A 24,201-nucleotide genomic window follows, 5' to 3' on the forward strand; every position below is an offset into this window, starting at 1 on the left:
GAGCATGGCGGATACGCGGGGACGCAGCGGCGCGAGGCCGGCAACAGTCGGCCCCAAGCCGCGCGATCCATCGCAAGGCCCTGACAATCAACCCCGAAATGCAGACTTCATGCCATATTTCGGCCCCAAGCGGGTGATTGTCTGCGAAGGCGTCCTTCTGCCCATGACGGGCCGGAAGGGCATGAAGGAGGATCCGTCATGCGCGCCTTGCCGCGGCCCCTGCTGCCGTTCCTTCGCCGCTTCACGCGCGAGGAGGAGGGGTCGATGGTCATCTTTGCGATGTTCATCTTCCTGGCGATGCTGATCGTGGGCGGCATGAGCGTCGATCTCATGCGGTTCGAAGCCAACCGGGCGCGCCTGCAGGCCACCCTCGACCGCGCGGTCCTGGCGGCGGCCGATCTCGACCAGACGCAGAGCCCCCGCGCGGTGGTGGAGGACTATTTCCGCAAGGCGCAGCTGATCGACCATCTCACCTCGGTCGAGGTCAGCGAGACCTTCAACAGCCGCACCGTCAGCGCCACGGCCGGCATCACGCTGAACACCTTCTTCATGGATCTCGTGGGGGTGCCCTCGCTCGACGTGAGGAGCGCCTCGACCGCACGCGAGAATGTCAACGACATTGAGATCGTCCTGGTCCTCGACGTGTCCGGCTCGATGGCGTCGAACAACCGCCTCGTGAACCTCAAATCGGCGGCGCGGGAATTCGTGGAGACGGTCCTTCGGAACGACACCGAGAACCGCATGTCCATTGCCATCGTGCCCTTCAACGGGCAGGTCAATCTCGGTCCGACACTGCGCGGCTGGTATACCGGCATCACCGACATCGTGACCAACCCGGCCAATGTGAACTGCGTGGATCTGCCGGCCTCGGTCTATGCGACGCAGTCGATCACGCGGAATCTGCCCATGCCGGCGACACAGCATGCGGATACCTTCTCCACCACAACACGGGCGAATGCCTATTATTCTATCGCATCCAATGCGCCTGTGCTGACGAATGTCTGGTGCCCGCCATCCAGTACGAACATCGTCCGCCTGCCGCAGCGGAACATCTCGACCCTGCAATCGCAGATCGAAGGTCTGACCGCTGTCGGGGCGACCTCCATCAATGCCGGGATGCGCTGGGGGATGACGCTGCTCGATCCCAACTCGCGCCCGATGTTCGACAGCTTCATCCACGCCGGGCACATTCCGAGCTTCTATTCCGGCCGCCCTTACGACTGGCGGCGCGAGAACACGCTCAAGGTGATCGTCCTGATGACCGACGGAGAGCATTTCGCCGAGGAGCGCGTCAACGAAGGCTATCGCGGCAACACGCCCTCGCCCATCTGGCGTTCGACCAGCAGTGACGGCTATTTCTCGATCTTTCACGAAAGCCGGGTGGACCGCAGGACCTCCACCACACTGGCCAACAGCCGCCCCTTCTGGGTGCCGCATCTGGCGCAGTGGCATGCCCGGCCCTGGAACGGCAGCACCCCGGCCAGCAGCGTTCCCTATGCCGAAGGCGATCTGCGCCGCATCGACGTGAACGGCGACGGGGTCTGCGACAACCGCGACGACGGGCGGGGCAAGCTCAAATCCAACGAAGCCTGCTGGTGGGGCGCGGATCAGCAGACCTGGGGGCAGGTCTGGGCCAGCGTGCGGATGCACTGGGTCGCCTGGCAGCTCTATGGGCGGGCGCTGTCCACCAGCTCGTCGGGGCGGATCGCGATTGCGGACGAATGGATGGACACATTCCGCACCCAGACCCCGACCACGACGATGGACAGCCAGCTCCAGCAGATGTGCAACATGGCCCGGAACAATGGCGTGATCGTCTTCGGGATCGCCTTCGAGGCTCCCGCCAATGGCCAGCGCGCGATCTTCAACTGCGCCTCCTCTCCCGCGCATTACTATGATGCGGATGGCCTCCAGATCTCGACGGCCTTCCGTGCCATCGCGGCACAGATCAATGCCCTGAGGCTGATCCAATGACCCGGATCCGGTCTGCGCTGCGCCGTCTGCGCCGCGGCGAGGACGGCTCCTCCACCATCGAGTTCATGATCGTCCTCCCGATCCTGCTCAGCTTCTTCTTCTCGACCTTCGAGCTGGGCATGATGCTGACACGGCAGGTCATGCTCGACCGGGGCATGGACATCGCCATGCGGCAGGTGCGCCTCGGGGCGCTGACTCAGGTCAATCAGGACAATCTCCGGCGGATCATCTGCGACGCCGCCCTGATCATCCCCGACTGCCTGAACCGGATGAAGATCGAGATGATGCCCGTGGATCCCCGCAACTGGCGCACGCTGCGACCCGATCCAGACTGCGTCAGCCGCGACAATCCCGTCACCGCCCAGCGCGACTTCCAGCCCGGCCAGCCCAACGAACTGATGGTTGTCCGGGCCTGCGCGGTGCTGCGGCCCTATTTCCCCGGCTCGGGCCTGGGCTTCGCACTGGTCGGACAGTCGGGCAATGCCTTCGGACTGACCTCCACCAGCGCCTTCGTGATCGAACCGAGCTGAAGGCCGCGCCGCCATGCGCCTGCGTCACCGCCTGCTCCGCTTCGCCCGCGACGACAGAGGCAGCATGGCCGTGGAGGCCATGCTGATCCTGCCCATCCTCGTCTGGGCCTATCTGGCAACCTTCGTGTTCTTCGACGGCTATCGCGCCCAGTCGCTCAACACCAAGGCCGCCTACACGATCGGCGACATCCTGAGCCGCGAGACCAACTGGGTCACCCCGGCCTATCTCGACAGCCTCTTCGCGCTCCAGCAGGTCCTGACCCAGTCCGACCAACCGCGAAGCATGCGGATCACCGTCATCCGATGGAACGCCACCGCACGCCGCTACGAGGTCGTCTGGTCGCGCGTGCGGGGATCCGGCGCCCAGCAGCTCGTCACGAACGATCTCGCGAAACTCGCCCCCTTCCTGCCTGTCATGCCCGCCGGCGAAAGCGCGATCCTGACCGAGACCTGGGTGGACTACAGACCGCCTGCCTCGGTCATCGCACCCTTCACGTTCCGGGACTTCGTCGTGACGCGGCCGCGCTTTGCCAGCCAGCTCTGCTGGAACGACCGCAATACCGGCGGCACGATGGCCACGGGGATCTGCTAGGCGCACGGGGGATCTGCCAGCCGCTTCCACACCCCCCCCAGACAGCCTAGGCTGGGGCATGCTTCGGACCACCCTGCCCTTCGGCCTCCTGTTCGCGCTTGCCGCCTGTGCGCAGTTCCCGGCGCTCGATGCCCGCATCCCCCCCTCCGAGAGGCAAGCCCCGCCGGCACCGCTGCTTCCCCTGATTCCCATCCTCGAAAGCGCCGATGCGCTGTCGGCATCTGGCGGATTCGAGGCAGAACTGTCCGCCCGTGCAGATGCCCTCGCGGCGCGAAGCGCGGGACTGGCGCCGACATCCGATCCGGCCGAGGACGCCGCACGCCTGGACGCCCTGAGGCAGCGGGCCGCAAATCTGCGAGCCGCGACGCCCTGGCAGGCGTCAACCCCGTCGGCTTCGTTGCCATGATCCGTCCGGCAGGCTAACCACGCGGCGACCTCAGGAAAGGCCGCACCATGACGAACACGCCCCTCCGCCTCGGCATCGCCGGACTCGGAACGGTGGGAACCGGCGTGCTGCAGATCCTGCACCGCCAGGGCGATCGCCTTGCGGCACGGGCCGGGCGGCCCATCGAGGTGGTGGCCGTCTCGGCGCGGGACCGCTCGCGCAAGAGGGCCGTGCCGATCGATGCCTATGCCTGGGAGGATGACCCCGTCGCCCTGGCCCGGCGCGACGACATCGACCTGTTCGTGGAGGTCATGGGCGGCCATGAAGGCCCGGCCAAAGCCGCGGTCGAGGCGGCCCTGAATGCCGGCAAGGATGTCGTGACCGCCAACAAGGCCCTTCTGGCCCATCATGGCCACGCCCTGGCCCTGCGCGCCGAGGCACAGGGCCGCGTCATCCGCTTCGAGGCCGCGGTCGCCGGCGGCATCCCGGTCATCAAGGCCCTGACCGAAGGTCTTGCCGCCAACGAGATCCGGCGGGTCATGGGCGTGATGAACGGCACCTGCAACTACATCCTGACACGGATGGAATCGGCCGGGCTGTCCTATGCCGAAGTCTTCGAGGAGGCCCGCCAGCTCGGCTATCTGGAGGCCGATCCGCGGCTTGATGTGGACGGCATCGATGCCGGGCACAAGCTGTCTCTGCTGGCGGCCATCGCCTTCGGAACCGAGGTGGACTTCGGTCATGTCGCTCTCGAGGGAATCGGCGCCGTGACGATCGAGGACATCCGGCGCGCTGCCGACATGGGTTATCGGATCAAGCTCCTCGGTGTGGCGCAGATGACCGGGCGGGGCCTCGAACAGCGGATGCAGCCCTGCCTCGTGCCGGCCTCCTCGCCGCTGGGCCAGCTCGAAGGCGGCACGAACATGGTCGTGATCGAGGGGGATTCGGTGGGTCAGATCGTGCTGCGCGGACCGGGCGCCGGGGCGGGGCCGACCGCCAGCGCCGTTCTGGCCGATGTGATCGATCTGGCACGCGGCAACCGTGTGCCCACCTTCGGGGTGCCTGCCACGAGCCTGCGGCGCGTGCGGCCTGCGCAGGGGGCTGTCGCCGCGCCCTATTATCTGCGGCTGCAACTGATCGACAAACCCGGCGCCCTGGCCAAGGTGGCCCGGGTTCTGGGCGATGCCGGCATCTCCATCGACCGGATGCGCCAATACGGGCATGAGGACACGACCGCCCCGGTCCTGATCGTCACGCATCGCACAACGCGCGCGGCTCTCGACGAGGCGCTGACCGCCCTGCCCGAGACGGGCGTGCTGGCCGGACAGCCGGTTGCCCTGCGCATCGAGCAGCTCTGACCGCCATGCGGGCAGCCCGTCTTCCTGCCCGGGTCGTCTTGATGCCCGAGGCCGGGCGTTAGCGTTCGCGCCGCTTTCCGCCGACCAGCCAAAGGGGTAGGTCAGAACGAGCCTTCAGAGGAGCCGTCCATGCCCACTGCGCCCGAGTTCCACGACCGCATGCTCTCCCTCGGCCTTGCCCGCGTCTCCGAGGCAGCCGCCATCGCCTGCGCCGACTTTATCGGGCGCGGCGACGAGAAGGCCGCGGATCAGGCCGCCGTGGACGGCATGCGCCGGCAGCTCAACCTGCTCGACATCGCGGGTGTGGTGGTCATCGGCGAAGGCGAGCGCGACGAGGCCCCGATGCTCTTCATCGGCGAGGAAGTGGGCACCGGGAACGGCCCCGCGGTGGACATCGCTCTTGACCCCCTGGAAGGCACGACGCTGACCGCCAAGGACATGCCCAATGCGCTTGCCGTCGTGGCCATGGCCCCGCGCGGCACGCTGCTGCATGCGCCCGATGTCTACATGGACAAGCTCGCCATCGGTCCGGGCTACAAGCGCGGTGTCGTGACCCTTGCCATGAGCCCGGCAGAACGGGTCTCGGCCCTGGCCGCGGCCAAGGGCGTCTCCACACGGGACATCACGGTCTGCATCCTCGACCGTCCCCGCCATGCCGAGATGATTGCCGAGGTCCGCTCCACCGGGGCGAAGGTGCGGCTCATCACCGATGGCGATGTGGCCGGCGTCATGCATTGCGCCGAACCGGAGAAGACCGGAATCGACATGTACATGGGCGCCGGCGGTGCCCCCGAAGGAGTGCTGGCGGCCGCCGCACTGAAATGCATGGGGGGGCAGATCTACGGCAGGCTCCTCTTCCGCAACGATGACGAGCGCGAACGGGCACGCAGGGCCGGGATCACCAATCTCGACCGTGTCTATACGCTCGACGACATGGTGACGGGCGATGTGATCTTTGCCGCCACCGGCGTCACCGATGGCAGCCTTCTGCCCGGCGTCCGCCGCACGCCGCATTCCATCACGGTGGAGACGATGCTGATGCGATCCAAGACCGGAAGCGTGCGGCGCATGATCTACACCAATCCGCTGCGCTGAGCGCCTGACGCAAGGCGATGGCTTGCCGCGGGGGGGAGGTTTCGGCACGGTCGGGGAATGGTCTTTCTTGGCGTCTCCGAATCGCTCACCGGCCGCCGCTGGATCGGCCCCACGGCCGAGGAGGACCGCCTTGCCCAGGCCGTCGCGCGCGAGGCAGGGCTCGACCATGCCGTGGCGCTGACGCTGGTGCGCCGGGGCGTCACCCCGGCCGAAGCGGCGGGCTATCTTGATCCGAAGCTGCGCGATCTTCTTCCCGATCCGCTGACCCTGCGCGACATGGACGCAGCGGCAGAGCGTTTCCTGACGGCTGTGCTGGGGGGAGAGCGGATCGCCATCTTCGCCGATTACGACGTGGACGGGGCCGCCTCGGCGGCCCTGCTGCTGACCTGGCTGCGGCATATGGGCCGTCAGGCGACGCTCCATGTCCCCGATCGCCTCACCGAAGGCTATGGCCCCAACGAGGCTGCCATGGTGCGGCTTGCCGCCGCGCATGACCTCATCCTCTGTGTCGATTGCGGCACCGTCGCCCATGGACCGATCGCAGCCGCGCAGGGCTGCGACGTGATCGTGCTCGATCATCATCTGGGCGGGGAATCGCTGCCGCCCTGCGTGGCGGTGGTCAACCCCAACCGTCAGGACGAAAGCCGCGATCTGGGTCATCTCTGCGCGGCGGCGGTGGTCTTCCTGATGCTGGTCGAGGTCAACCGGCGACTGCGGGCCTTCGGCCGGCAGGGACCGGATCTGATGGCGATGCTGGATCTCGTGGCCCTGGCCACGGTCGCCGATGTCGCGCCGCTGCGCGGTGTCAATCGCGCGCTGGTCCGGCAGGGGCTGACCGTCATGGCACGGCGGGAGCGGATCGGGCTTGCGGCGCTGGCCGATGTCGCGGGACTGTCAGCCGCGCCCAATGTGCATGCGCTGGGCTATGTCCTCGGGCCGCGGGTGAATGCCGGCGGGCGCGTCGGGCAGGCGGATCTGGGCGCGCGCCTGCTGGCCACCGCCGATCCCGCCGAAGCGCAGGCCCTGGCCGAGCGTCTCGACCGCCACAATGCGGAGCGCCGTGCCATCGAGGCCCGCGTGCAGGCCGAGGCCATGGCACAGGCCCAGACCCGGCTGCCCGGTCCGCTCGCCTGGGCAGCGGGCGAAGGATGGCATCCCGGCGTGGTCGGCATCGTAGCCGCCCGCCTGATGGGGGCATTCGCCGTGCCCTCCGTCGTCATCGCCCTTGATGGCGAGACGGGCAAGGGATCGGCCCGTTCGGTCCCCGGCGTGGATCTGGGCGCCGCCGTGCACCGCCTGGTCGAGGAGGGATTGCTGCGCCGCGGTGGCGGCCATCCGATGGCAGCCGGGCTCGAGGTCGAGCGCAGGAGGATCGAGCCGGCCATGGAGCGGCTGGGCGAACTTCTGGCCCGGCAGGGCGCCCAAACGCAGGGGCCGCGCGACCTGGTGCTCGACGGGCTGCTGATGCCCCGCGCGGCAAGCCTGCCATTGGTGGAGACGCTGGAACGCGCCGGCCCCTTCGGCGCATCGGCCCCCTCTCCGCGATTCGGTTTCTGCGATCTGGCGGTGGCCCATGCGCGGGTCGTGGGCAATGGTCACCTGAAGATCGCGCTGGATGACGGGATGGGCGGCCGGATCGACGCCATCGCCTTCGGCGCGGCGGACGGCCCGCTGTCGCGGCTCCGGCCGGGTGCAGGTCGGTTCCATGTCGCCGGGCGGCTCGAGATCAACACCTGGCAGGGGCGACGGTCGGTGCAGCTGATGCTCGACGATGCCGCCCCTGCGGGGCACCGCTAGGCTCGACGCGGCGGCCATGCCGGGCAACCGGGGCCGAATCCGGCCCGACGGATGGTTCAGGCCGTGACCGGCCGGGCCGCATCCGGGGCCTGTCCTGCAGCCGGGGTCTCCTGCATTTCCAGCGCCTCTGCCTTGGGCACCGAAAGGCGCGCCGCGATGGCAAAGGCGACCGCCCCGCCCAGAAGCTTGCCCAGCAGCAGCGGCAGGATCAGCGAAGGCTGGAAATTCGCCGTAAAGGCCAGATGGTCGCCGAAGGCAAAGGCGGCACAGACCGCAAAGGCGATGACAAGCACCTTGTCGCGTGCCCGCATTTCGCGCACGAGGCGATACATGGCCAGGATGTTCGCAATGGTCGCCAGAAGCCCGGCCGCCCCGACCGGCGAAAGGCCCAGACGGCGTCCGAGCGCCTGCATCGGCCCGGCCAGATGGCGGGTGATCAGATAGACCATCGGGAAGGCCCCGGCCAGCATGATCCCGATATAGCCCGCGATCTCGAGAGCGCGGAACTGATCGGCCTCGTCGGCGATGATCGGATCGAAACCCCAACCCCCGAACAGGGTGGTGAACAGGCCGGTGAAATATTCGACGATCGAGAAGACGAGAACGAGCGTGATCGCCCCATACATGATCCGCCCGAACCACAGGAAGCCCGCGATCATCGCATCCGGCACGAGGCGCAGCCCCAGAGCGATGGCCACGCAGAACAGCACGAGCGGCAGAAGGTCGCGCAGGATCTGGCCGAGGCCCAGCGCCAGCTGCAGGGTGGCCGGGCCGGTCGTCGCGATCTCCGGCCGGATGGGCGTGCCGGTCAGCAGGACGATCAGGGCGGCGATGAAGACGCCGACCGGCACCGACAGGATTCCCGACATGATCCCGAGGGCCATGTATTTGTGATCCCGCCGGTCGAGCATCGCGAGGCCCACGGGAATCGAGAAGATGATCGTCGCCCCCGCCATGTAGCCCACGAGCGATGCCATGAGCCAGCCTTCACGGCTCTGGGCCAGTGCATCGGCAAGCTGATAGCCCCCCATGTCGATCGCGATGATGGTGGTGGCGGCCACGGCCGGATCGGCCCCCACCGCCGCGAAGAGCGGTCCGACGGCGCTGCTGACGATCCGCGAAAGTAGGGGATCGCAGCCATGATCCCGGCGACCGGAATGAAGATCGGGCGATCGCATACAGCCCTTCGCGAAACTCGCGGCCGATGCCGTTGTCGGGATCCCGGATATATCCGATGGCACCCGCCACGGCACAGGCCATGATGATGTAGATCACGATCGTTCCGATCAGTTCCATGCTTCTCTCCCTGTCTGTCGGCGCTGTTGCCGCGCCTTGGTCTCAGCTGCGGATCGCGAGCCCTTCCGGATCGTGGAACGGCCGGAGAGAGGGGCGGGCCGCCACCTCCTCTCCCGCGGCGATGAGGGTGTAACGGCTTGCCAGCAGGGCCGTGTCGTCCATCGCGGGCTGGCGATCGGTCGCCCGCACATAGCCCAGGCCCAGCGGACGGCCGATGCTGTAGCCGAAGCCTCCGCTTGTCAGATAACCGACCGGCTCGCCCTCGCGCAGGATGGTCTCGCGGCCGAGAAGGACGACGTCCGGATCCTCGGCCATGAAGCCCACAAGACGTCGGGAGGGCACCCGGCCGGCCTGCCGCTCCAGCGCGGCGCGCCCGATGAAGTCCTGCGTCGTCCGAAGCTTGACAGCCCAGCCCAGCCCCGCCTCGAACGGCGTGTCATTGGGCGAGATGTCGCTGCCCCAGGCACGGTAACCCTTCTCCAGGCGCAGGGATTCGATGGCGCGATAACCCGCCGGCCGCAGGCCGAGACCCGTTTCCATCAGGGCGTCATGGATGTCGCCCAGACTGTCGATGGCCGCGTGCAGCTCCCAGCCGAGTTCCCCCACATAGGTGACGCGCAGGGCCCGGACGGGATGTCCTGCGATCGTGATCTCTCTCACATGGCCGAAGGGATGAGCGGCGCCGGACATGTCGGCCGGCGTCACGGCGGCGAGGATATCCCGCGCGCGCGGCCCCATGAGCGAGAGCACGCCCCAGCCTTCGGTCACATCCTCGAGCCGCACCGAGCCATCGCGGGGCAGATGATCGGCGATCCAGGCGAAATCATGCGTGCGAAAGCCCGTGCCGGTGACAATGTAGAACCGGTCCGGCGCCAGCCGCGCAACTGTCAGATCGCATTCGATGCCGCCGCGGCTGTTGAGCATCTGGGTATAGACCAGACGGCCCGGCGGGCGTGCCACATCATTGGCGCAGAGACGGGACAGGGCGGCCTCTGCACCGGGGCCGGACAGTTCGAACTTGGCAAAGGAGGACTGGTCGAACAGGCCCGCGACCGCGCGCACATGGCGGTGTTCCTCGCCCACGGCATCGAACCAGTTCGGCCGCCCCATGGAGGGTAGGTCGCGCGGCTCGGTGCCGGGAGGGGCGAACCAGTTCGGCCGCTCCCATCCCAGCTTGGAGCCGAACACGGCGCCGGCCGCCTTCAGACGCGCATAGAGCGGCGAGACAAGCCGCGGCCGGCCGCTCAGGTATTCGTCATGGGGCCAGGCGATGGCGTAATGCCGGGCATAGGCTTCGAGCGTGCGCTCCCGCACCCAGGCGCGATCGCGATGCAGGGCGGAAAAGCGGCGGATATCCACCGGCCAGAGATCGAGCGGCGCCTCTCCCGTGGCGACCCATTCGGCCAGGGCCCAGCCGGCGCCGCCGCCGGCGGCGATGCCGAAGGCATTGAAGCCTGCGCCGACGAACATGTTGTCGCATTCCGGTGCGGCGCCGAGGATGAAGTTGCCATCCGGCGTGAAGCTTTCCGGCCCGTTGATCATCCGCTTGACGCCCACCCGCTCGAGCGCGGGCACACGGGCGATGGCCTGAACCATGTGCTGTTCGAAATGATCGAAATCGTCATCGAACAGGCGGAAGGCCCAGTCGGAGGGCGCGTCGTTGCCGGGCAGGCCGGTGTCCCAGGGAATGGGATCGGGTTCGTAACCGCCCATGACCAGGCCGCCCACCTCTTCCTTGAAATAGGTGCGCCGGTCGGGATCGCGCAGGGTGGGCGCATCCGGGGGCAGTCCCTCGATGGGTTCGGTGACGATATATTGATGGCGCACCGCCTGAAGCGGCACCGAAACCCCCGCCATCGCGCCGATCTGGCGCGCCCACAGGCCCGCGCAGTTGACGACCGTCTCGCAGGCGATCTCGCCCGCATCGGTCTGCACGGCCGCGATGCGCCGCCCCTCCATGCGAAAGCCGGTGACACGGACCCCTTCGAACAGACGCGCTCCGTGCATCCGGGCTCCCTTGGCCAGGGACTGGGCGATGTCGGAGGGGCTTGCCTGCCCGTCCGTGGGCAGCCAGCTGGCCCCGATCAGATCCGAGACATCCATCAGCGGCCACATGCGCCGGACCTCATCGGGGCCGATCAGCTCCATGTCCATGCCGAAGCTGCGGGCGGTCGTGGCCAGGCGGCGGTATTCGATCCAGCGGTCTTGCGTGGTGGCCAGCCGCAGGCAGCCGGTCATCTTCCAGCCGGTCTCGAGCCCGGTCTCCGCGGCCAGGCGGCGGTAGAGATCCACGGAATACCTGAGAACCTGCGTGATCGAGGCCGAGGAGCGCAGTTGCCCCACCAGACCAGCCGCGTGCCAGGTGGACCCCGAGGTCAGCCGGTCCTGCTCCAGCAGCACGACATCCGCCCGGTGATCCCGCGCCAGGTGATAGGCTGTCGAGCAGCCGATGATGCCGCCCCCAATGATGACGATCCGGGCATGGCCGGGCAGGACAATGGACATGTCAGAGTGTTCCATATGCAGTCTGATAGGCGTCGAGTGCCGCCTCGAGCCGTGCGAGATTCGCGGCCGTATAGGCCGGATAGTCGGTGCCGGGGGCGTTCAGATGCAGCTCGGAGACCATGCTCCACATCGCCTCGCGCAAAAGCGAGGCGCATTGCATCGCCGCCATGGCCCGCGAAAGCGCCGGATCGGGCGAACAGCCGAAATAGGCGGTCAGCAGGGCCTCCGTCTCCTCCGGCGAGAAGCCGGCATTGGAGGACAGCCCCGCCAGATCGAACAGTGCGGTCGAGAAGCCGGCATATTCGAAATCGATCAGCCAGAGGCGCTGGCCGTCATGAAGCAGATTGGCCGGCAGCAGGTCGTTATGGGCGAACACGATGGGCAGAGGCACCTGCACCGCCTCGAGCGCATCGGCCAGGGCGAGATAGCGGGGCAACTCTGCCGTCATCCGGCTGCCATCCCGCCGCAGCGTGCGGGCATAGTCGCGCACGACATGGAAGGGCCAGAAGAAGAACCCCGGACCCGAGACATGATGCGGCATCGTCCGGTGAAAGCGGCGGAGCAGATCGGCAATCGGGCCGATCGCGGCGCGCACATCCGAGGCCTCGAAGGTCTTCGCCCCCAGATAGTCCGTGACCATCACCCCTTCGGCCGCATGGCGCAGGGCGGGGGCAAAGCCGGCCTCCGCTGCGGCGCGCGCCACCATGACCTCGCGTCGGCGTTCGACATGGTGAAAGGGATAGTCATCCCCGAAGCGCACAACCCATCTTCCCGCGGCGTCCTGCACGATCCAGCTTTCGTTGCTGATGCCGCCCTTGAGCGGGCTGATCTCGACATCGCCCTGCCAGAGCCCGAGAGCCCTGATCCTTTCCCATGCACGGCCGGTCACGCTGTTCCCTCCCCTGCGGGTAGTGGATCGCGCAGGATGCCGCCGGGTCAAGAGGATTTTGCGGTATCATGACCGAAATCATCCATGAAGACGGTCATGATCGGCCTTTTTCCACATAAGAAGTCATTTTCGGTCAGAAACGGAGCAGAGATGATCGCAGCACAGCGTCAGGCAGAGATCCTGCGACTCCTGGAGGACAGAGGGACGATCCGCATCAGCGATCTGTCCGAGCGACTGGGCGTGTCGCTCGAAACGGTCCGGCGGGACGTGAAGATCCTCGTCTCGAATGGCTCGGTGCTGCATCGGCATGGGGGCATCATGCTGCCCTCTGCCCTTCGCGAAGCCCCCTTCGACCGTCGCATGCGCGAGAATGCCGCCGCCAAGCGGCTCATCGCCCGGCTGACGGCGCGCATGATCCGGGACGGCGAATCGGTCATGCTCGATACCGGCTCCACGACAAGCTTCCTCGCGCGGGAGCTGCTGGAGCACCGGCGCCTGACGGTGGTGACCAATTCGCCCGATATCGCCCGGCTTCTGGCGACGGTGAACGGAAATGCCGTCCACATGGCAGGCGGCGCGCTCGACCGCGACAGCGGCGCGGCACTGGGGCTGTCGGCGATCGAGTTCGTGTCGCGATTCTGGGTCGATCACGCCATCATTTCCGCCGGCGCCCTGCATCCCGAACGGGGAATCATGGACTACCGCCTGGAAGAGGCCGAATTCGCCCGCGCCGTGCTGGCGCGCGGGGTGCGACGTGTGGTCGTCTGCGACATTTCCAAGTTCGAGCGCCCGGGGCTGGTCCAGGTCTGCGGCTGGCAGGGGATCGACAGCCTCGTGACCGACCGCCCGCCCCCGGCCGAGGCGCAGAAGGCCCTTGAGGCCGCCGGTGTGCAGATCCTGATCCCCGAGAGCCCTGCTGACGGCTGATGCAGGGCGGGCTGCCATGCCGGCGGCTCGGGGACCGATTCGGACCCCTTCCCGGTCGGCTCCAAGGCCGGCCGTCCGATCCGCAAAGCAGGCCGGCAATCGGCCCCACGCCCCCCCTCGCAAGACCCGCTCCGCGGTCGCCGACGAGCAGGCGGCTGCGCCGCAACAGGGCCCTGCCCATGCCCCTGCGACAAGCCATGCTTGACGCGAGGATATCTGCATATCCCCCCTTGCCCCCGCCTGCGCCTTTGTCTAACTAGCGCGCACCGACAGCGGCCCGTTCGTCTATCGGTTAGGACGTCAGGTTTTCAACCTGAAAAGAGGGGTTCGATTCCCCTACGGGCTGCCAATTTTTTGACCAAAAATCTGGTTATAACGGCTTTTCCTCAAGCCAGTCCACCGGAACATCCCCCATGGCGCCCGGGATTCATTCGGGCGTTCACGGACTCCGAAGCAGTGGCGGATGCCGAACAGGCTGGCCACCGCCGCGGAGAGGATCGCGCGGCGCAGCGCACCGCCTTGCGCACCCGCTGCGCACCCCGATTGTCGTTCTGACGCTGGAAAAGACTGCAACTCTGCCGCCCGAATCCCATAGCCACCAGGAAGGACCCGAGGCGGGGGGGCAGGCAGACGAACACGCCCGGCTCGACTTCGGGGCGGGCTGGTCCTCGAGATAGGCAAATTCCAGCCCGTCCTGCATCGCGGGATCGGCTGCCAAATACCAGACATGTGGATCGGTCAGGCACGGCTCCACCACCATCTGGAAGCGCCCCGTGCACGGGTGATCAGGTGATCGGGCGAAGGCCCGCGCAGGCGGGGACAGCTCATGCGCAGGGTCGAGCCGCGCATAAAGAGCTTCGCCCGCCGCATCGGCCAGACAGGCGGGATCCTCGAAGCGGCGGGGCCCGCCGCCCGCCAGCGCCGGCTCATGCGTGCGCAGCGCCAGCCGGTCGCGTTTGGCCAGCCTGTCGAGGATCGCCGCGCGGGCTGCCTCCACGGGCGCCCGTCGGCAATCAGGTCGGCAGCCAGCTCCGGCAGCTCATGCCGGCGGCACAGTTCCGCAATCCCAGCCACCCGCCGCCGTTCGGCCAGCACCTCGGGCAAGGCAGTCGGATCGGCCAGAAAGCCGCGGGCGATGACCGGCTGCGCCATCAGGTGCAGCGCCAGGCAGCGGCCGTAGAGGGTCGAATGCCCATCCCCTGCACGGGTGCGGCGGATCGGGTTGCCCTGCCAGAGGTCATTCAGCGCGGCCGGGGGACAGCCCGCGCAACAGCGGCATCGGCCCTGCCAAGCGCCGCCGCCCGTGCGGCAAGATCCCGCGGCGCTCAAGGCCGGCCAGACCGAAGCCGAGGGGGCGCTGCGCAGCAGAAAGGCCGACAAGGCGGTTTCAATCCCTTCCGCCAATCGCGGGATCGAACCCGATCATGAGCGAGCCGCGGCGCCTCAGCGCCTTGTTGTCGCTCGGCCAGTTCCGGATCTTGCAGATCGGCGGTGCCGGTCGGCTCATCCCCCCTCAGCGACCCCCTTGGATTCACGAGGTGGATCCCTTCACCCCATTTGCCCAACAGAGCCGTAACCGGCAGCGCCGGCAGCCGCGCCTGCAGCGCGGCGAGGATGGTTTCGCGAGGGGTGGGCATGGATGCTCCAGAAAGCGCTGAGCGACGAACACCAATCACAATGGATGCTTGAAATATCAGTAAGTGTATTATAGATGTCGTTTATCCTGTTCGGGATATGCCTCATGATCACCGGCCCCCAGATGCGCGCAGCGCGCGCCCTTCTCGGTATCGACCAGAAAACCCTGGCGGAGCTATCCGGGCTGTCCGTCCCGACCATCCAGCGCATGGAGGCCAGCGCCGGCAATGTGCGCGGCGTGGTCGACAGCCTGACCAAGGTCGTCGCGGCGCTGGAAGGCGCCGGGGTCGAGCTCATCGGTGAAGGCGCCCCCAGCATGGCAGGCGGGCGCGGCGTTCGCCTGAAATCTCCACTCCCGAAAAACTGACCCAGGACTTCGCGACGGCGACCGCCGACGACATGCCGACGATCCCGCCGCAACCCATTCAAGGTGCGGCCCAGATGAAAGACCAGGCCAGACAGACCGGCGATACGCCCAGCTTTGCCGAGCTCTATACCCCGAAACTCGTGACCGTCCTGCGCGAGGGTTACGGGCCGGCGCAGCTGCGGGCGGATGCCCTTGCCGGGCTGACCGTTGCCATCGTGGCGCTGCCGCTTTCCATGGCGATCGCCATCGCCTCGGGCGCGACCCCGGCACAGGGGCTCTACACCGCGATTGTCGGCGGCTTCCTCGTTTCCCTGCTCGGAGGATCGCGATTCCAGATCGGCGGTCCTGCGGGGGCCTTCATCGTGCTGGTCGCGGCGACGCTCGCGCAGCACGGGATGGACGGGCTGATCCTCGCGACCTTCCTCTCGGGCCTGATGCTGGCAGCCGCCGGCTTCCTGCGGCTCGGCACCTTCATCAAGTTCATTCCCTTCCCGGTGACGGTCGGCTTCACCGCCGGAATCGCGGTCATCATCTTCGCCAGTCAGATCAAGGAACTCTTCGGCCTGACGCTGGAGCATGAGCCGGGCGCGTTGCTGGCAAACTCCCGGCCCTGTGGGAGGCGCGCGCCAGCCTGACGCCGGCCGCGCTTCTCGTCTCGGTCTTGACTGTCGCGATCATCCTCGGGCTTCGTCGCTGGCGACCGCATTGGCCGGGCATGTTGATCGCGGTGGGCGTCGCGGCACTGGCGACGGCGCTTCTGGATCTGCCGGTGGCAACCATCGGCACGAAGTTCGGCGGTATCCCCTCGACCCTGCCGGCCCCCAGCCTGCCGGACCTGTCGCCGGGGAAGATCATGGCCGTTCTCCCTGCCGCGATTTCCTTCACGCTTCTGGGCGCCATCGAGTCGCTTCTCTCCGCCGTGGTCGCCGACGGCATGACCGGGCGCAGGCATCGGTCGAACTGCGAGCTTGTGGCGCAGGGTGTCGCCAATATCGGCTCGGCCCTCTTCGGCGGCTTCTGCGTCACGGGCACCATCGCGCGAACCGCGACCAATGTCCGCTCTGGCGCGCATGGTCCGGTGGCGGGCATGCTGCACGCGGTCTTCCTGCTGCTGTTCATGCTCATCGCCGCACCGCTTGCCGCCTATATTCCGCTGGCCGCGCTCGCGGGTGTCCTCGCCGTCGTCGCCTGGAACATGATCGAGAAGCCTGCCATCGCCATCCTCGTCCGCTCGGGCTGGGGCGAGGCGACCGTGCTGGCCGCAACCTTTTTCCTGACCATCTTCCGCGACCTGACCGAGGCCATCGTGGTCGGCTTCGCGCTCGGCTCGGCCTTTTCATTCACCGGATGAGCACGATCACGGCCATTGCCACCGACACGCCCTTCGTGGGACGGGACGAGGCGGACAGCGCGCCGCCACCGCGCGGCACCTATCACGAGGAAGCAGCCAATCCCGAGGTAGTGGTCTATCGCATCATCGGTGCGCTCTTTTTCGGCGCGGCCGCCTCCATCGGCTCGGTGCTCGACCGCATCCAGGACAGCCACAAGGCGCTCATCGTGGATTTCTCGGCAGTGCCCTTCCTTGATTCGACCGGCGCCAACGTGATCGAGGGTCTCGCTCACAAGACCCACAGGCGCGGCGTCACCCTGTGGCTGACGGGCGCCAGTCGCGACATCCGACGGGTTTTCCTGAGGCATGGGCTGAAACGACCCCTCGTGCACTACGCGGCCAGTATCGAGGAGGCGCTGGCTGCCATCACCGACGCTTCCGGCGATGCCCGGGCAGCGTGATGCCGGGCGGCGCACTGGAAAGCGCTGCAGGCTCGTGCTGCCTGCCATCGAACGCCCGTTCCCGCAGCCGAACTGCGGGATGCACCCGGGATAAGCAACAGCGGCATCCTGCACCTGTCACGGCGAGTTGAAAGCAAAGGGCGGGTCTGCCCGCCCGAACGCATAACCTGGACGCGCATCGGGGGAAGAACGCGCACGGACGGTTGAAGTCATGCACGGACCCACATCAGTCACCAGTTCGGACGGAAGCGTGCCGTTTCCAACCTGGACGGTTCTGTTGCCCAAATAGCCGGGGGGTTCATCTTGTGAATTCGGGGTGGCCGCTGGGGGGGATGAGCCGATCGGCACCGCCGACCTGCAAGACCCGGAGCTGGCCTTGCCTATAACGAAGCGCTGAGGCGCCGCGGCCGCTCACGATCTGCGTCGTCCCGCGATGACTTGGGATGCCGCGCCGACCGGCAAGCGCGGGTGTCAGCCTGCTTGCAGTGATGCCGCGATCCAGACTTGCCTGACGCTGACGGTGCTGTTCGGGATGGCGCTTCGGCAGACCACTGGGTTCGTCGAGAGCCTGTTGCGCCTGCTCGGCCTGGACTGGGCCGTCCCAGACTTCAGCACCCTGTCGCGGCGCCAGAAGACCCTGAAGGTGAATATCCCCTACCGTGGCTCGGACGGCCCCCTGCACCTGCTGGTGGACAGCACCGGCATCAAGATCGAGGGCGAAGGGGAATCGAACGCCCGCAAGCATGGCGGCTCCACACGTCGGGTCTGGCGCAAGATCCATATCGGTATTGACGCGAAAAAGCTTGGAAATCCGGGCGACCGAGTTCACCAGCAGCGACATGGGCGACGCGCCCATGCTGCCCGAACTGCTCGACCAGATCCCGCCCGAACAGCAGATCGCCAGCGTCACTGCCGACGGCGCCTGCGACAGCCGCAAGTGCCATGACGCCATTGCGGCCGCGGGGCAGCGGGATCATCCCTCCCCGCAAGAACGCGAAACCCTGGAAACCCGACACCGCCGGGGCCGTCGCGCGCAACGCAATCCTGCGCATATCGAAGCGTGTCGGTCGAACCATCCGGCGACGATGGTGAGGGGCCAGCCCGCCACCGGTCCGAGGGCGGCCCCGAACGGGACCACCGCCGAAGCCGAGCCGAGACCAGGATGCACTGTGTGAAACTCCGGGGCCAGCGCCTCACGGCGCGGGACTTCGACCGTCAGATCGCAGAGTTCCAGGTCAGGGTTGCCGTGCTCAACGGCGTCACCGCACTCGGCACTCCATCACCGATGCTGGCGGGACAGGTCTGCCGGGAATGGGGCAATCCTGTCCATCACCCGATTTGCACAACAGAGCTGTTCCATGCCATGATCGTATGGACTTATCCGGAACCTGCCGGGCAAGCCGGAAACAGCCCATGGCGGATCTACGGGCTGCCAGCGGATCCTTCTCCCAGTGACATTGCCGGGCTTGTAACGACCTCTCCATCGCAGACAGAGGCGGTGCAGCACGCGCAGGATGGAGGCGTCGCACCCACCCCTGCCCTGCGGCCTGTGCTGCATGCTGAGGATGTCTTGCGAGGCCTTTCGGAACGGGGCGCGATGGCCCGAGCCCGCCCGAAGGCGGACCCGGACAACAGGACAACCGAACAAACCATCACATCGCGCTGGCGAACAGGGCTTCGGCCGTCTCCACGGTCAGCGGAACGGGGTTGCCGCCGGCAGTCGGATCGGCCACGGCCATCTCGGCCAGCTGGCGCAGGCGCGCCTGTTCCACGCCCATCGCCGCAAGGCCCCTGGGGAAACCGAAGAGGCTGTTCAGCTCCTCCACCCGGGCCAGAAAACCGTCGAATCCCCCGGCAATTCCCAGATAGGCAGCCGCGCGGGCGATCCGCTCCTCGATCGCGGGGCGGTTGAAGCGCAGGACGGCCGGCATGACGACGGCATTGGTCGTGCCATGATGCGTGCCGTAGATCGCCCCCACCGGATGCGACAAGGCATGAATGGCGCCCAGCCCCCGCTGGAAGGCCACCGCGCCCATCGCCGCAGCGGCCATCATGTTCGCCCGCGCCTCGAGATCCGATCCGTCGCGGAAGGCACGTGGCAGGTAATCGTTCACCAGCCGGAGACCCTGCAGAGCGATTCCCTCGCTCATCGGATGGAAGAAGGGGGCACAATAGGCCTCGAGGCAATGCGCGAAGGCATCCATCCCGGTGCCGGCGGTGATGGCCGGCGGCAGGCCGATGGTCAGTTCCGGATCGCAGATCGTCACCCGGGGCAGCATCCGGGGATGGAAGATCACCTTCTTGGTATGCGTGCCGAATTCGTCACGACTCCGGCCCGCCCCACCTCGGACCCGGTGCCGGCGGTGGTGGGCACCGCCACGATGGGGGCGATCCGGTCGGCCTCCGCCCGGGTCCACCAGTCGCCGATATCCTCGAAATCCCAGACGGGGCGCGTCTGGCCCTGCTGGAAGGCCACGAGCTTGCCCAGATCCAGCCCCGAACCGCCGCCGAAGGCGATCACCCCGTCATGCCCGCCCTCACGATAGGCGCGGATGCCTGCCTCCAGATTGGCATCGGTCGGGTTCGGGTCCACCTCGGCAAACAGGGCGCGACCCAGGCCCGCCTTCTCCATCAGATCGAGGACGCCGGCGGTGATCGGCAGACCGGCCAGGCCGCGATCGGTGACCAGCAGGGGGCGGCGAATCCCCGCCTCGGCGCAGGCCGCGGGCAGTTCTGCGATGCGGCCGGGGCCGAAGAGGATGCGCGTCGGATAGGACCAGTTGGCCGTGAGGGTCGTCATGCCTTCACCTTGCGGAAATGGTAGGAGCGCGGACGTGTCACCGCGTGGAAACCGAGGACCGACAGGGCCGCGCCGCGCCCCGTGTCCTTGCAGCCCGTCCAGCACAGCGCCGGATCGAGATAATCGGCCCGGTTGAGAAAGACCGTCCCCGTCTCGATCCGCCGGGCCAGGGCCATCGCCCGTTCCGGATCCTGCGTCCAGAGCGAGGCCGTCAGCCCGTAGGGCGAATCATTCATGAGGGCGAGCGCCTCCTCGTCCGAATCCACGGGCATGATGCCGACGACGGGGCCGAAGGTCTCTTCCTTCATCACGCGCATGGAATGATCCACATTCACGAGGATCTGCGGCGCGAGATAGGTTCCCCCGTCATCCTGCGGAAAGGCTTCGCGTGCGATCAGGGGCGTTGCGCCGGCAGCGACCGCCTCGGCGATCTGCGCGCGCACCTCGCGGGCAAATCGGAGATTCGCCATCGGCCCCAGCGTTGTGGCCGGATCGAGCGGGTTGCCGAGGCGGAGAGAGGAAACCCAAGCCTTCGCCCGGTCCACGAAGCTGTCGTAGAGCGAGCGGTGGACATAGATCCGCTCGATCCCGCAGCAGCACTGACCGGCATTGTACATCGCCCCGTCCATGAGCACGTCCACTGCCCAGTCGAGATCGGCATCCTCCATCACATAGCCGGGATCCTTGCCCCCCAGCTCGAGCCCGAGCGAGGTGAAGGTCCCGGCGGCGGCGCGCTCGATCGCGGCGCCGCCCTTCACCGAACCGGTGAAATTGACGAAGCCGAAGCTGCGGTTGCGGATCAGACGTTCCGTCCCCTCGTGGTCGAGCACCACATTCTGGAAGACCCCTTCGGGCAGCAGGCCATCGAAGGCGTCCTGCCAGCGTTCGCCCACCAGAAGGGTCTGGGACGCCGCCTTGTGCAGCACGGCATTGCCGGCGATCAGGGCCGGAACGATGGTGTTGCAGGCCGTCAGATAGGGATAGTTCCAGGGCGCGATCACGAAGACCAGGCCGACAGGCGCGCGCTCGATCCGCCGCATGAAGCGGTCGCTGTCCTCCGCCACCAGGGGGGGCCAGCGCCTCGGCGGCGATGGAGGCCATGTAGTCCGACCGTTCGTTGAGGCCACCGAATTCCCCGCCGTAGCGGACGGGACGGCCCATCTGCCAGGCCAGCTCCTCCACGATGCGGTCCCGGGCGCCGTTCAGCCGCCGGATCCCCTCCTGCACCAGGGCGATGCGCGTCTCGAGCGGGGTGGCCGCCCAGCCGGGCTGCGCGGCGCGGGCACGCGCCACGGCGGCATCGGCCTCCTCGGGGGAGAGGGCGGAGCGTTCGGCATAGACCTCGCCATTGACGGGCGAGACACAGCGGATGATGGTCATGGCATTCCCCCTCAGAGCCGTTCGAAGCCCCGCCGCAGATCCCAGTCGGTCACCACGCGGTCGCATTCGGAAATTTCCCACAGGGCGGCACGGTGATAATGCTCCACGACCTCCGCCCCGAAGGCCTCTCGCAGCATGTCGGAACGCCGTGCCGCCTCGGCCGCCTCGCGCAGCGTGGCGGGAATGCGGCGGGCATTCTCGGCCCGATACATGTCGCCCGACAATTCGGGCTCCAGCTCCAGCCCCTTCTCGATCCCGTCAAGACCGGCGGCCAGCTGCGCGGCCAGAGCCAGATAGGGATTGAGATCGGCCCCGCCGACCCGGCATTCGATGCGGATCGCCCCCGTTCCCTCGCCGCAGAGGCGATAGCCGGCCGTGCGGTTGTCGCGGCTCCAGACGGCGCGGGTGGGTGCGAACAGACCCACGGTGAAGCGCTTGTAGGAGTTGACATAAGGGGCCAGGAACAGCGTCGTCGCATCGGCATGGGCCAGCAGGCCGGCCAGATAGCGGCGCATGATCTCGGACATGCCATGCCCGCCCTTCTCGTCCCGGAAGGCGTTGCGGCCATCGCGCCAGAGCGACTGATGGATATGCGAGGAGGAACCGGCCCGGTCCGTCGCATATTTGGCCATGAAGGTCACGGAATGACCCGCCGCCTGCGCCGCGGCCTTGGTCGCGGTCTTGACGATGACATGCATGTCGGCCGTGTCGAGCGCATCCGAATAGCGGATATTCACCTCGTGCTGGCCGGCATCGGCCTCGCCCTTGGTGTTCTCCACAGGGATCCCCGAGGCGTGCAGTGCATTGCGCAGCGGACGCATCACGGCCTCTTCCTTCAGGGTGCCGAAGATGCCGTAGTCATTGTTGTAGCGCACGACCGGCGTCATGCGGCGATAGCCCTGATCCCAGAGCGTCGCGAAGCTTTCCTCGAAGAGGTAGAATTCGAGCTCGGTGGCCATCATCGGCTCGAACCCCAGGGCGCGGGCACGCTCCACCTGCCGCTTCAGCACCGAACGGGGGGCGATGGGCACCAGCTCGCCATGATGGTCGAGCAGGTCGCACATCACCATGGCGGTGCCCGATTCCCAGCCCGCACGGCGCAGGGTGGCCAGGTCCGGCTTGTGGACATAGTCGCCATAGCCCTGCTCCCAGGAGGCGGAGCGGTAGCCCGGCACCGGGGTCATGTCCACATCCACGGCCAGCAGGTAGTTGCAGCCATGCGTCTCCCGATGGGCACTGTCGAGGAAGTGGCGAGCGTGGAACCGCTTTCCCACGAGACGGCCCTGCATGTCCGTCACGCAGGTCAGGACGGTATCGATCTCGCCCGCATCCACGGCATTGGAAAGCTGATCGAGAGTAAGGTTGGCAGGCATCGGCATGTCCCAGGCAGAAATCTGCGCAACTGTCTGGTTGCGCAGGCAAAGTGTCAACGGGATGTCAGTGGGCGATCATGACATGACGCACGACGGTGTAATCCTCGAGCGCATAGATCGACATGTCCTTGCCGTAGCCGGACTGCCGGAGCCCGCCATGCGGCATCTCGTTGACCAGCATGAAATGGGTATTGACCCAGGTGCAGCCGTAGCGCAGCCGGGCCGAGACATCCATCGCCCGGCCCACATCCCGCGTCCACACCGAGGAGGCCAGGCCATAGGCGCTGTCATTGGCCCAGGCCACGGCCTGATCGGCCTCCTCGAAGCGGGTGACGGAGACGACAGGGCCGAACACCTCGCGCTGGACGATCTCGTCCTCCTGCCGGGCACCGGCAATCACGGTGGGCCGGTAGTAGAAGCCGGACCCCTCCGGCGCCTCTCCGCCCGTGGTGATCTCGATATGCTTCTGTTCGGCCGCGCGCGAGACGAAGCTGGCCACGCGGTCGCGCTGACGCAGACTGATCAGGGGGGGGGATCTCGTTCGTGCTGTCGTCCTCCTGACCATAGACGATGGAGGCTGCGGCCGCCGTCAGCTCGGCCACCAGGCGGTCATGGATCCCCGCCTGGGCATAGACCCGGCAGGCCGCCGTGCAGTCCTGCCCCGCATTGTAGAAGGAGAAGGCACGCAGCCCCTGCACCACCCTGTCCAGATCGGCATCGTCGAACACCAGCACAGGCGCCTTGCCGCCCAGCTCGAGATGCGTGCGCTTGACGCTGCGCGCGGCGGCCTGAAGCACCTTCTTGCCCGTCGCCACATCCCCTGTCAGCGAGACCATGTCCACCCCGTCATGGTGGATGAGCGCGCTGCCCACGCTGCCCCCCTGCCCCGTGATGACATTCACCACCCCTTCGGGCAGAAGCTCGGCCAGAATGCGCGCCAGCCGCAGGGCTGTCAGCGGCGTCTGTTCGGATGGCTTCAGGACAACGCAGTTCCCTCCCGCAAGAGCCGGGGCCAGCTTCCAGGCCATCATCATCAGCGGATAGTTCCAGGGCGCGATGGAGGCGACGACACCAACGGGATCGCGCCGGATCAGGCTTGTGTGCCCGGCCAGATATTCCCCCGCCACAGGGCCGTGCAGGTTGCGCGCCGCCCCCGCAAAGAAGCGGAAACAGTCCACGATCGCCGGCAGTTCGTCATTCAGGGCGGCGTGGAAGGGCTTGCCGGTATTGAGCGCCTCGAGCCGGGCGAACTCCTCGGCCTCAGCCTCGATGCGGTCGGCGATCTTCAGCAGCAGGGCAGCACGTTCGGCCGGCGTCGTCCGCGACCAGGCCGGAAAGGCCTTGCGCGCGGCCGCCACGGCCCGGTCGATCTGGGCCGGAGAGGCCTCGGGCAGGGTCAGGATCGTCTCGCCGGTGCGGGGATTGAGGATGGTCTCCTCGCCCTCGGTGCCCGCCTCGAAGGCGCCGCCGATCAGCATCTGGGTATCGAAGTGGAGGGTCATGGGGA

Annotated in this window: 15 protein-coding genes, 1 tRNA gene and 7 pseudogenes; 12 read left to right on the forward strand and 11 right to left on the reverse strand. The window is 67.4% G+C overall.

Going from position 1 to position 24,201, the window contains the following annotated elements; translation table 11 throughout:
- Window positions 1-198: 198 nt before the first annotated feature.
- The 7 genes from RUTHE_RS05960 (at window position 199) to recJ (ending at window position 7,731) form a co-directional block, all read left to right on the forward strand.
- The gene (locus RUTHE_RS05960) at window positions 199-1,974 is read left to right on the forward strand and encodes a vWA domain-containing protein (RefSeq protein ID WP_021097421.1); all 1,776 of its coding nucleotides are present in this window, start codon (window positions 199-201) and stop codon (window positions 1,972-1,974) included.
- Window positions 1,971-2,504, forward strand: a complete 534-nt coding sequence (locus RUTHE_RS05965) for a TadE/TadG family type IV pilus assembly protein (protein ID WP_021097422.1) — start codon at window positions 1,971-1,973, stop codon at window positions 2,502-2,504. Before RUTHE_RS05960 ends, RUTHE_RS05965 begins: the two co-directional genes overlap by 4 nt.
- 13 nt (window positions 2,505-2,517) lie before the next feature.
- On the forward strand, window positions 2,518-3,096 hold the full coding sequence (locus RUTHE_RS05970; protein ID WP_021097423.1) for a TadE/TadG family type IV pilus assembly protein: 579 nt from the start codon (window positions 2,518-2,520) through the stop codon (window positions 3,094-3,096).
- A 58-nt stretch (window positions 3,097-3,154) separates the two neighbouring features.
- The gene (locus tag RUTHE_RS05975; protein WP_021097424.1) at window positions 3,155-3,502 is read left to right on the forward strand and encodes a hypothetical protein; all 348 of its coding nucleotides are present in this window, start codon (window positions 3,155-3,157) and stop codon (window positions 3,500-3,502) included.
- Window positions 3,503-3,549: 47 nt separating this feature from the next.
- On the forward strand, window positions 3,550-4,839 hold the full coding sequence (locus RUTHE_RS05980; RefSeq protein ID WP_021097425.1) for a homoserine dehydrogenase: 1,290 nt from the start codon (window positions 3,550-3,552) through the stop codon (window positions 4,837-4,839).
- 129 nt (window positions 4,840-4,968) lie between these two features.
- Window positions 4,969-5,934 (forward strand): class II fructose-bisphosphatase, encoded by a 966-nt coding sequence (gene glpX, locus RUTHE_RS05985; RefSeq protein WP_021097426.1) that lies wholly within the window; start codon window positions 4,969-4,971, stop codon window positions 5,932-5,934.
- A gap of 57 nt (window positions 5,935-5,991) precedes the next feature.
- Window positions 5,992-7,731, forward strand: a complete 1,740-nt coding sequence (recJ, locus tag RUTHE_RS05990; protein WP_021097427.1) for a single-stranded-DNA-specific exonuclease RecJ — start codon at window positions 5,992-5,994, stop codon at window positions 7,729-7,731.
- Between the two features lie 56 nt (window positions 7,732-7,787).
- Here the strand turns inward: recJ and eutH are convergent, their stop codons facing one another.
- From eutH to RUTHE_RS06005, 4 genes and pseudogenes are all read right to left on the reverse strand, one after another.
- Window positions 7,788-8,909 carry an ethanolamine utilization protein EutH gene (eutH, locus tag RUTHE_RS05995; RefSeq protein ID WP_021097428.1) on the reverse strand — a complete coding sequence of 374 codons (1,122 nt, stop codon included), beginning with the start codon at window positions 8,907-8,909 and terminating at the stop codon, window positions 7,788-7,790.
- A 46-nt stretch (window positions 8,910-8,955) separates the two neighbouring features.
- Window positions 8,956-9,027, reverse strand: a pseudogene (locus tag RUTHE_RS18210) (hypothetical protein); the annotation flags it as partial.
- 42 nt (window positions 9,028-9,069) lie between these two features.
- Window positions 9,070-11,532, reverse strand: coding sequence for a GcvT family protein (locus RUTHE_RS06000; protein ID WP_021097429.1), 2,463 nt, complete (start codon window positions 11,530-11,532; stop codon window positions 9,070-9,072).
- 1 nt (window position 11,533) lies between these two features.
- Window positions 11,534-12,421 carry an LPS biosynthesis choline kinase gene (locus RUTHE_RS06005; protein WP_021097430.1) on the reverse strand — a complete coding sequence of 296 codons (888 nt, stop codon included), beginning with the start codon at window positions 12,419-12,421 and terminating at the stop codon, window positions 11,534-11,536.
- 150 nt (window positions 12,422-12,571) lie between these two features.
- Between RUTHE_RS06005 and RUTHE_RS06010 the strand changes: the two genes are divergently transcribed.
- Window positions 12,572-13,348, forward strand: a complete 777-nt coding sequence (locus tag RUTHE_RS06010; RefSeq protein ID WP_021097431.1) for a DeoR/GlpR family DNA-binding transcription regulator — start codon at window positions 12,572-12,574, stop codon at window positions 13,346-13,348.
- A 274-nt stretch (window positions 13,349-13,622) separates the two neighbouring features.
- Window positions 13,623-13,697: transfer RNA gene (locus RUTHE_RS06015), tRNA-Glu, on the forward strand.
- A gap of 389 nt (window positions 13,698-14,086) precedes the next feature.
- Here the strand turns inward: RUTHE_RS06015 and RUTHE_RS17425 are convergent.
- Together RUTHE_RS17425 and RUTHE_RS16420 are read right to left on the reverse strand one after the other, a co-directional pair.
- Window positions 14,087-14,752: a DUF3987 domain-containing protein gene (locus tag RUTHE_RS17425; RefSeq protein ID WP_342662209.1), complete on the reverse strand. Its 666-nt coding sequence runs from the start codon at window positions 14,750-14,752 to the stop codon at window positions 14,087-14,089.
- Window positions 14,751-14,855: pseudogene (locus tag RUTHE_RS16420) on the reverse strand (IS5/IS1182 family transposase); the annotation flags it as partial. The pseudogene RUTHE_RS16420 and the gene RUTHE_RS17425, both read right to left, overlap by 2 nt.
- Before the next feature lie 234 nt (window positions 14,856-15,089).
- Here RUTHE_RS16420 and RUTHE_RS06025 point away from each other — a divergent pair.
- The 3 genes and pseudogenes from RUTHE_RS06025 to RUTHE_RS06035 form a co-directional block, all read left to right on the forward strand.
- Window positions 15,090-15,350 (forward strand): helix-turn-helix domain-containing protein, encoded by a 261-nt coding sequence (locus RUTHE_RS06025; RefSeq protein ID WP_021097432.1) that lies wholly within the window; start codon window positions 15,090-15,092, stop codon window positions 15,348-15,350.
- 74 nt (window positions 15,351-15,424) lie between these two features.
- Window positions 15,425-17,141, forward strand: a pseudogene (locus RUTHE_RS06030) (SulP family inorganic anion transporter).
- A 332-nt stretch (window positions 17,142-17,473) separates the two neighbouring features.
- Window positions 17,474-18,420: pseudogene (locus tag RUTHE_RS06035) on the forward strand (IS5 family transposase); the annotation flags it as partial.
- Window positions 18,421-18,793: 373 nt separating this feature from the next.
- Here the strand turns inward: RUTHE_RS06035 and RUTHE_RS06040 are convergent.
- From RUTHE_RS06040 to RUTHE_RS17435, 5 genes and pseudogenes are all read right to left on the reverse strand, one after another.
- Window positions 18,794-19,941 (reverse strand): annotated as a pseudogene (locus RUTHE_RS06040) (iron-containing alcohol dehydrogenase).
- Window positions 19,938-21,321: pseudogene (locus tag RUTHE_RS06045) on the reverse strand (aldehyde dehydrogenase family protein). Before RUTHE_RS06045 ends, RUTHE_RS06040 begins: the two co-directional pseudogenes overlap by 4 nt.
- Window positions 21,322-21,332: 11 nt before the next feature.
- Window positions 21,333-22,694: a glutamine synthetase family protein gene (locus RUTHE_RS06050; RefSeq protein ID WP_021097439.1), complete on the reverse strand. Its 1,362-nt coding sequence runs from the start codon at window positions 22,692-22,694 to the stop codon at window positions 21,333-21,335.
- Window positions 22,695-22,758: 64 nt separating this feature from the next.
- A complete protein-coding gene (locus RUTHE_RS17430) occupies window positions 22,759-23,259 on the reverse strand; it encodes an aldehyde dehydrogenase family protein (protein ID WP_245542193.1) in 501 nt (166 codons plus the stop codon).
- A gap of 22 nt (window positions 23,260-23,281) precedes the next feature.
- Window positions 23,282-24,196 (reverse strand): annotated as a pseudogene (locus RUTHE_RS17435) (aldehyde dehydrogenase family protein); the annotation flags it as partial.
- Window positions 24,197-24,201: the final 5 nt, after the last annotated feature.

The organism is Rubellimicrobium thermophilum DSM 16684 (assembly GCF_000442315.1).
Lineage (GTDB): Bacteria > Pseudomonadota > Alphaproteobacteria > Rhodobacterales > Rhodobacteraceae > Rubellimicrobium > Rubellimicrobium thermophilum.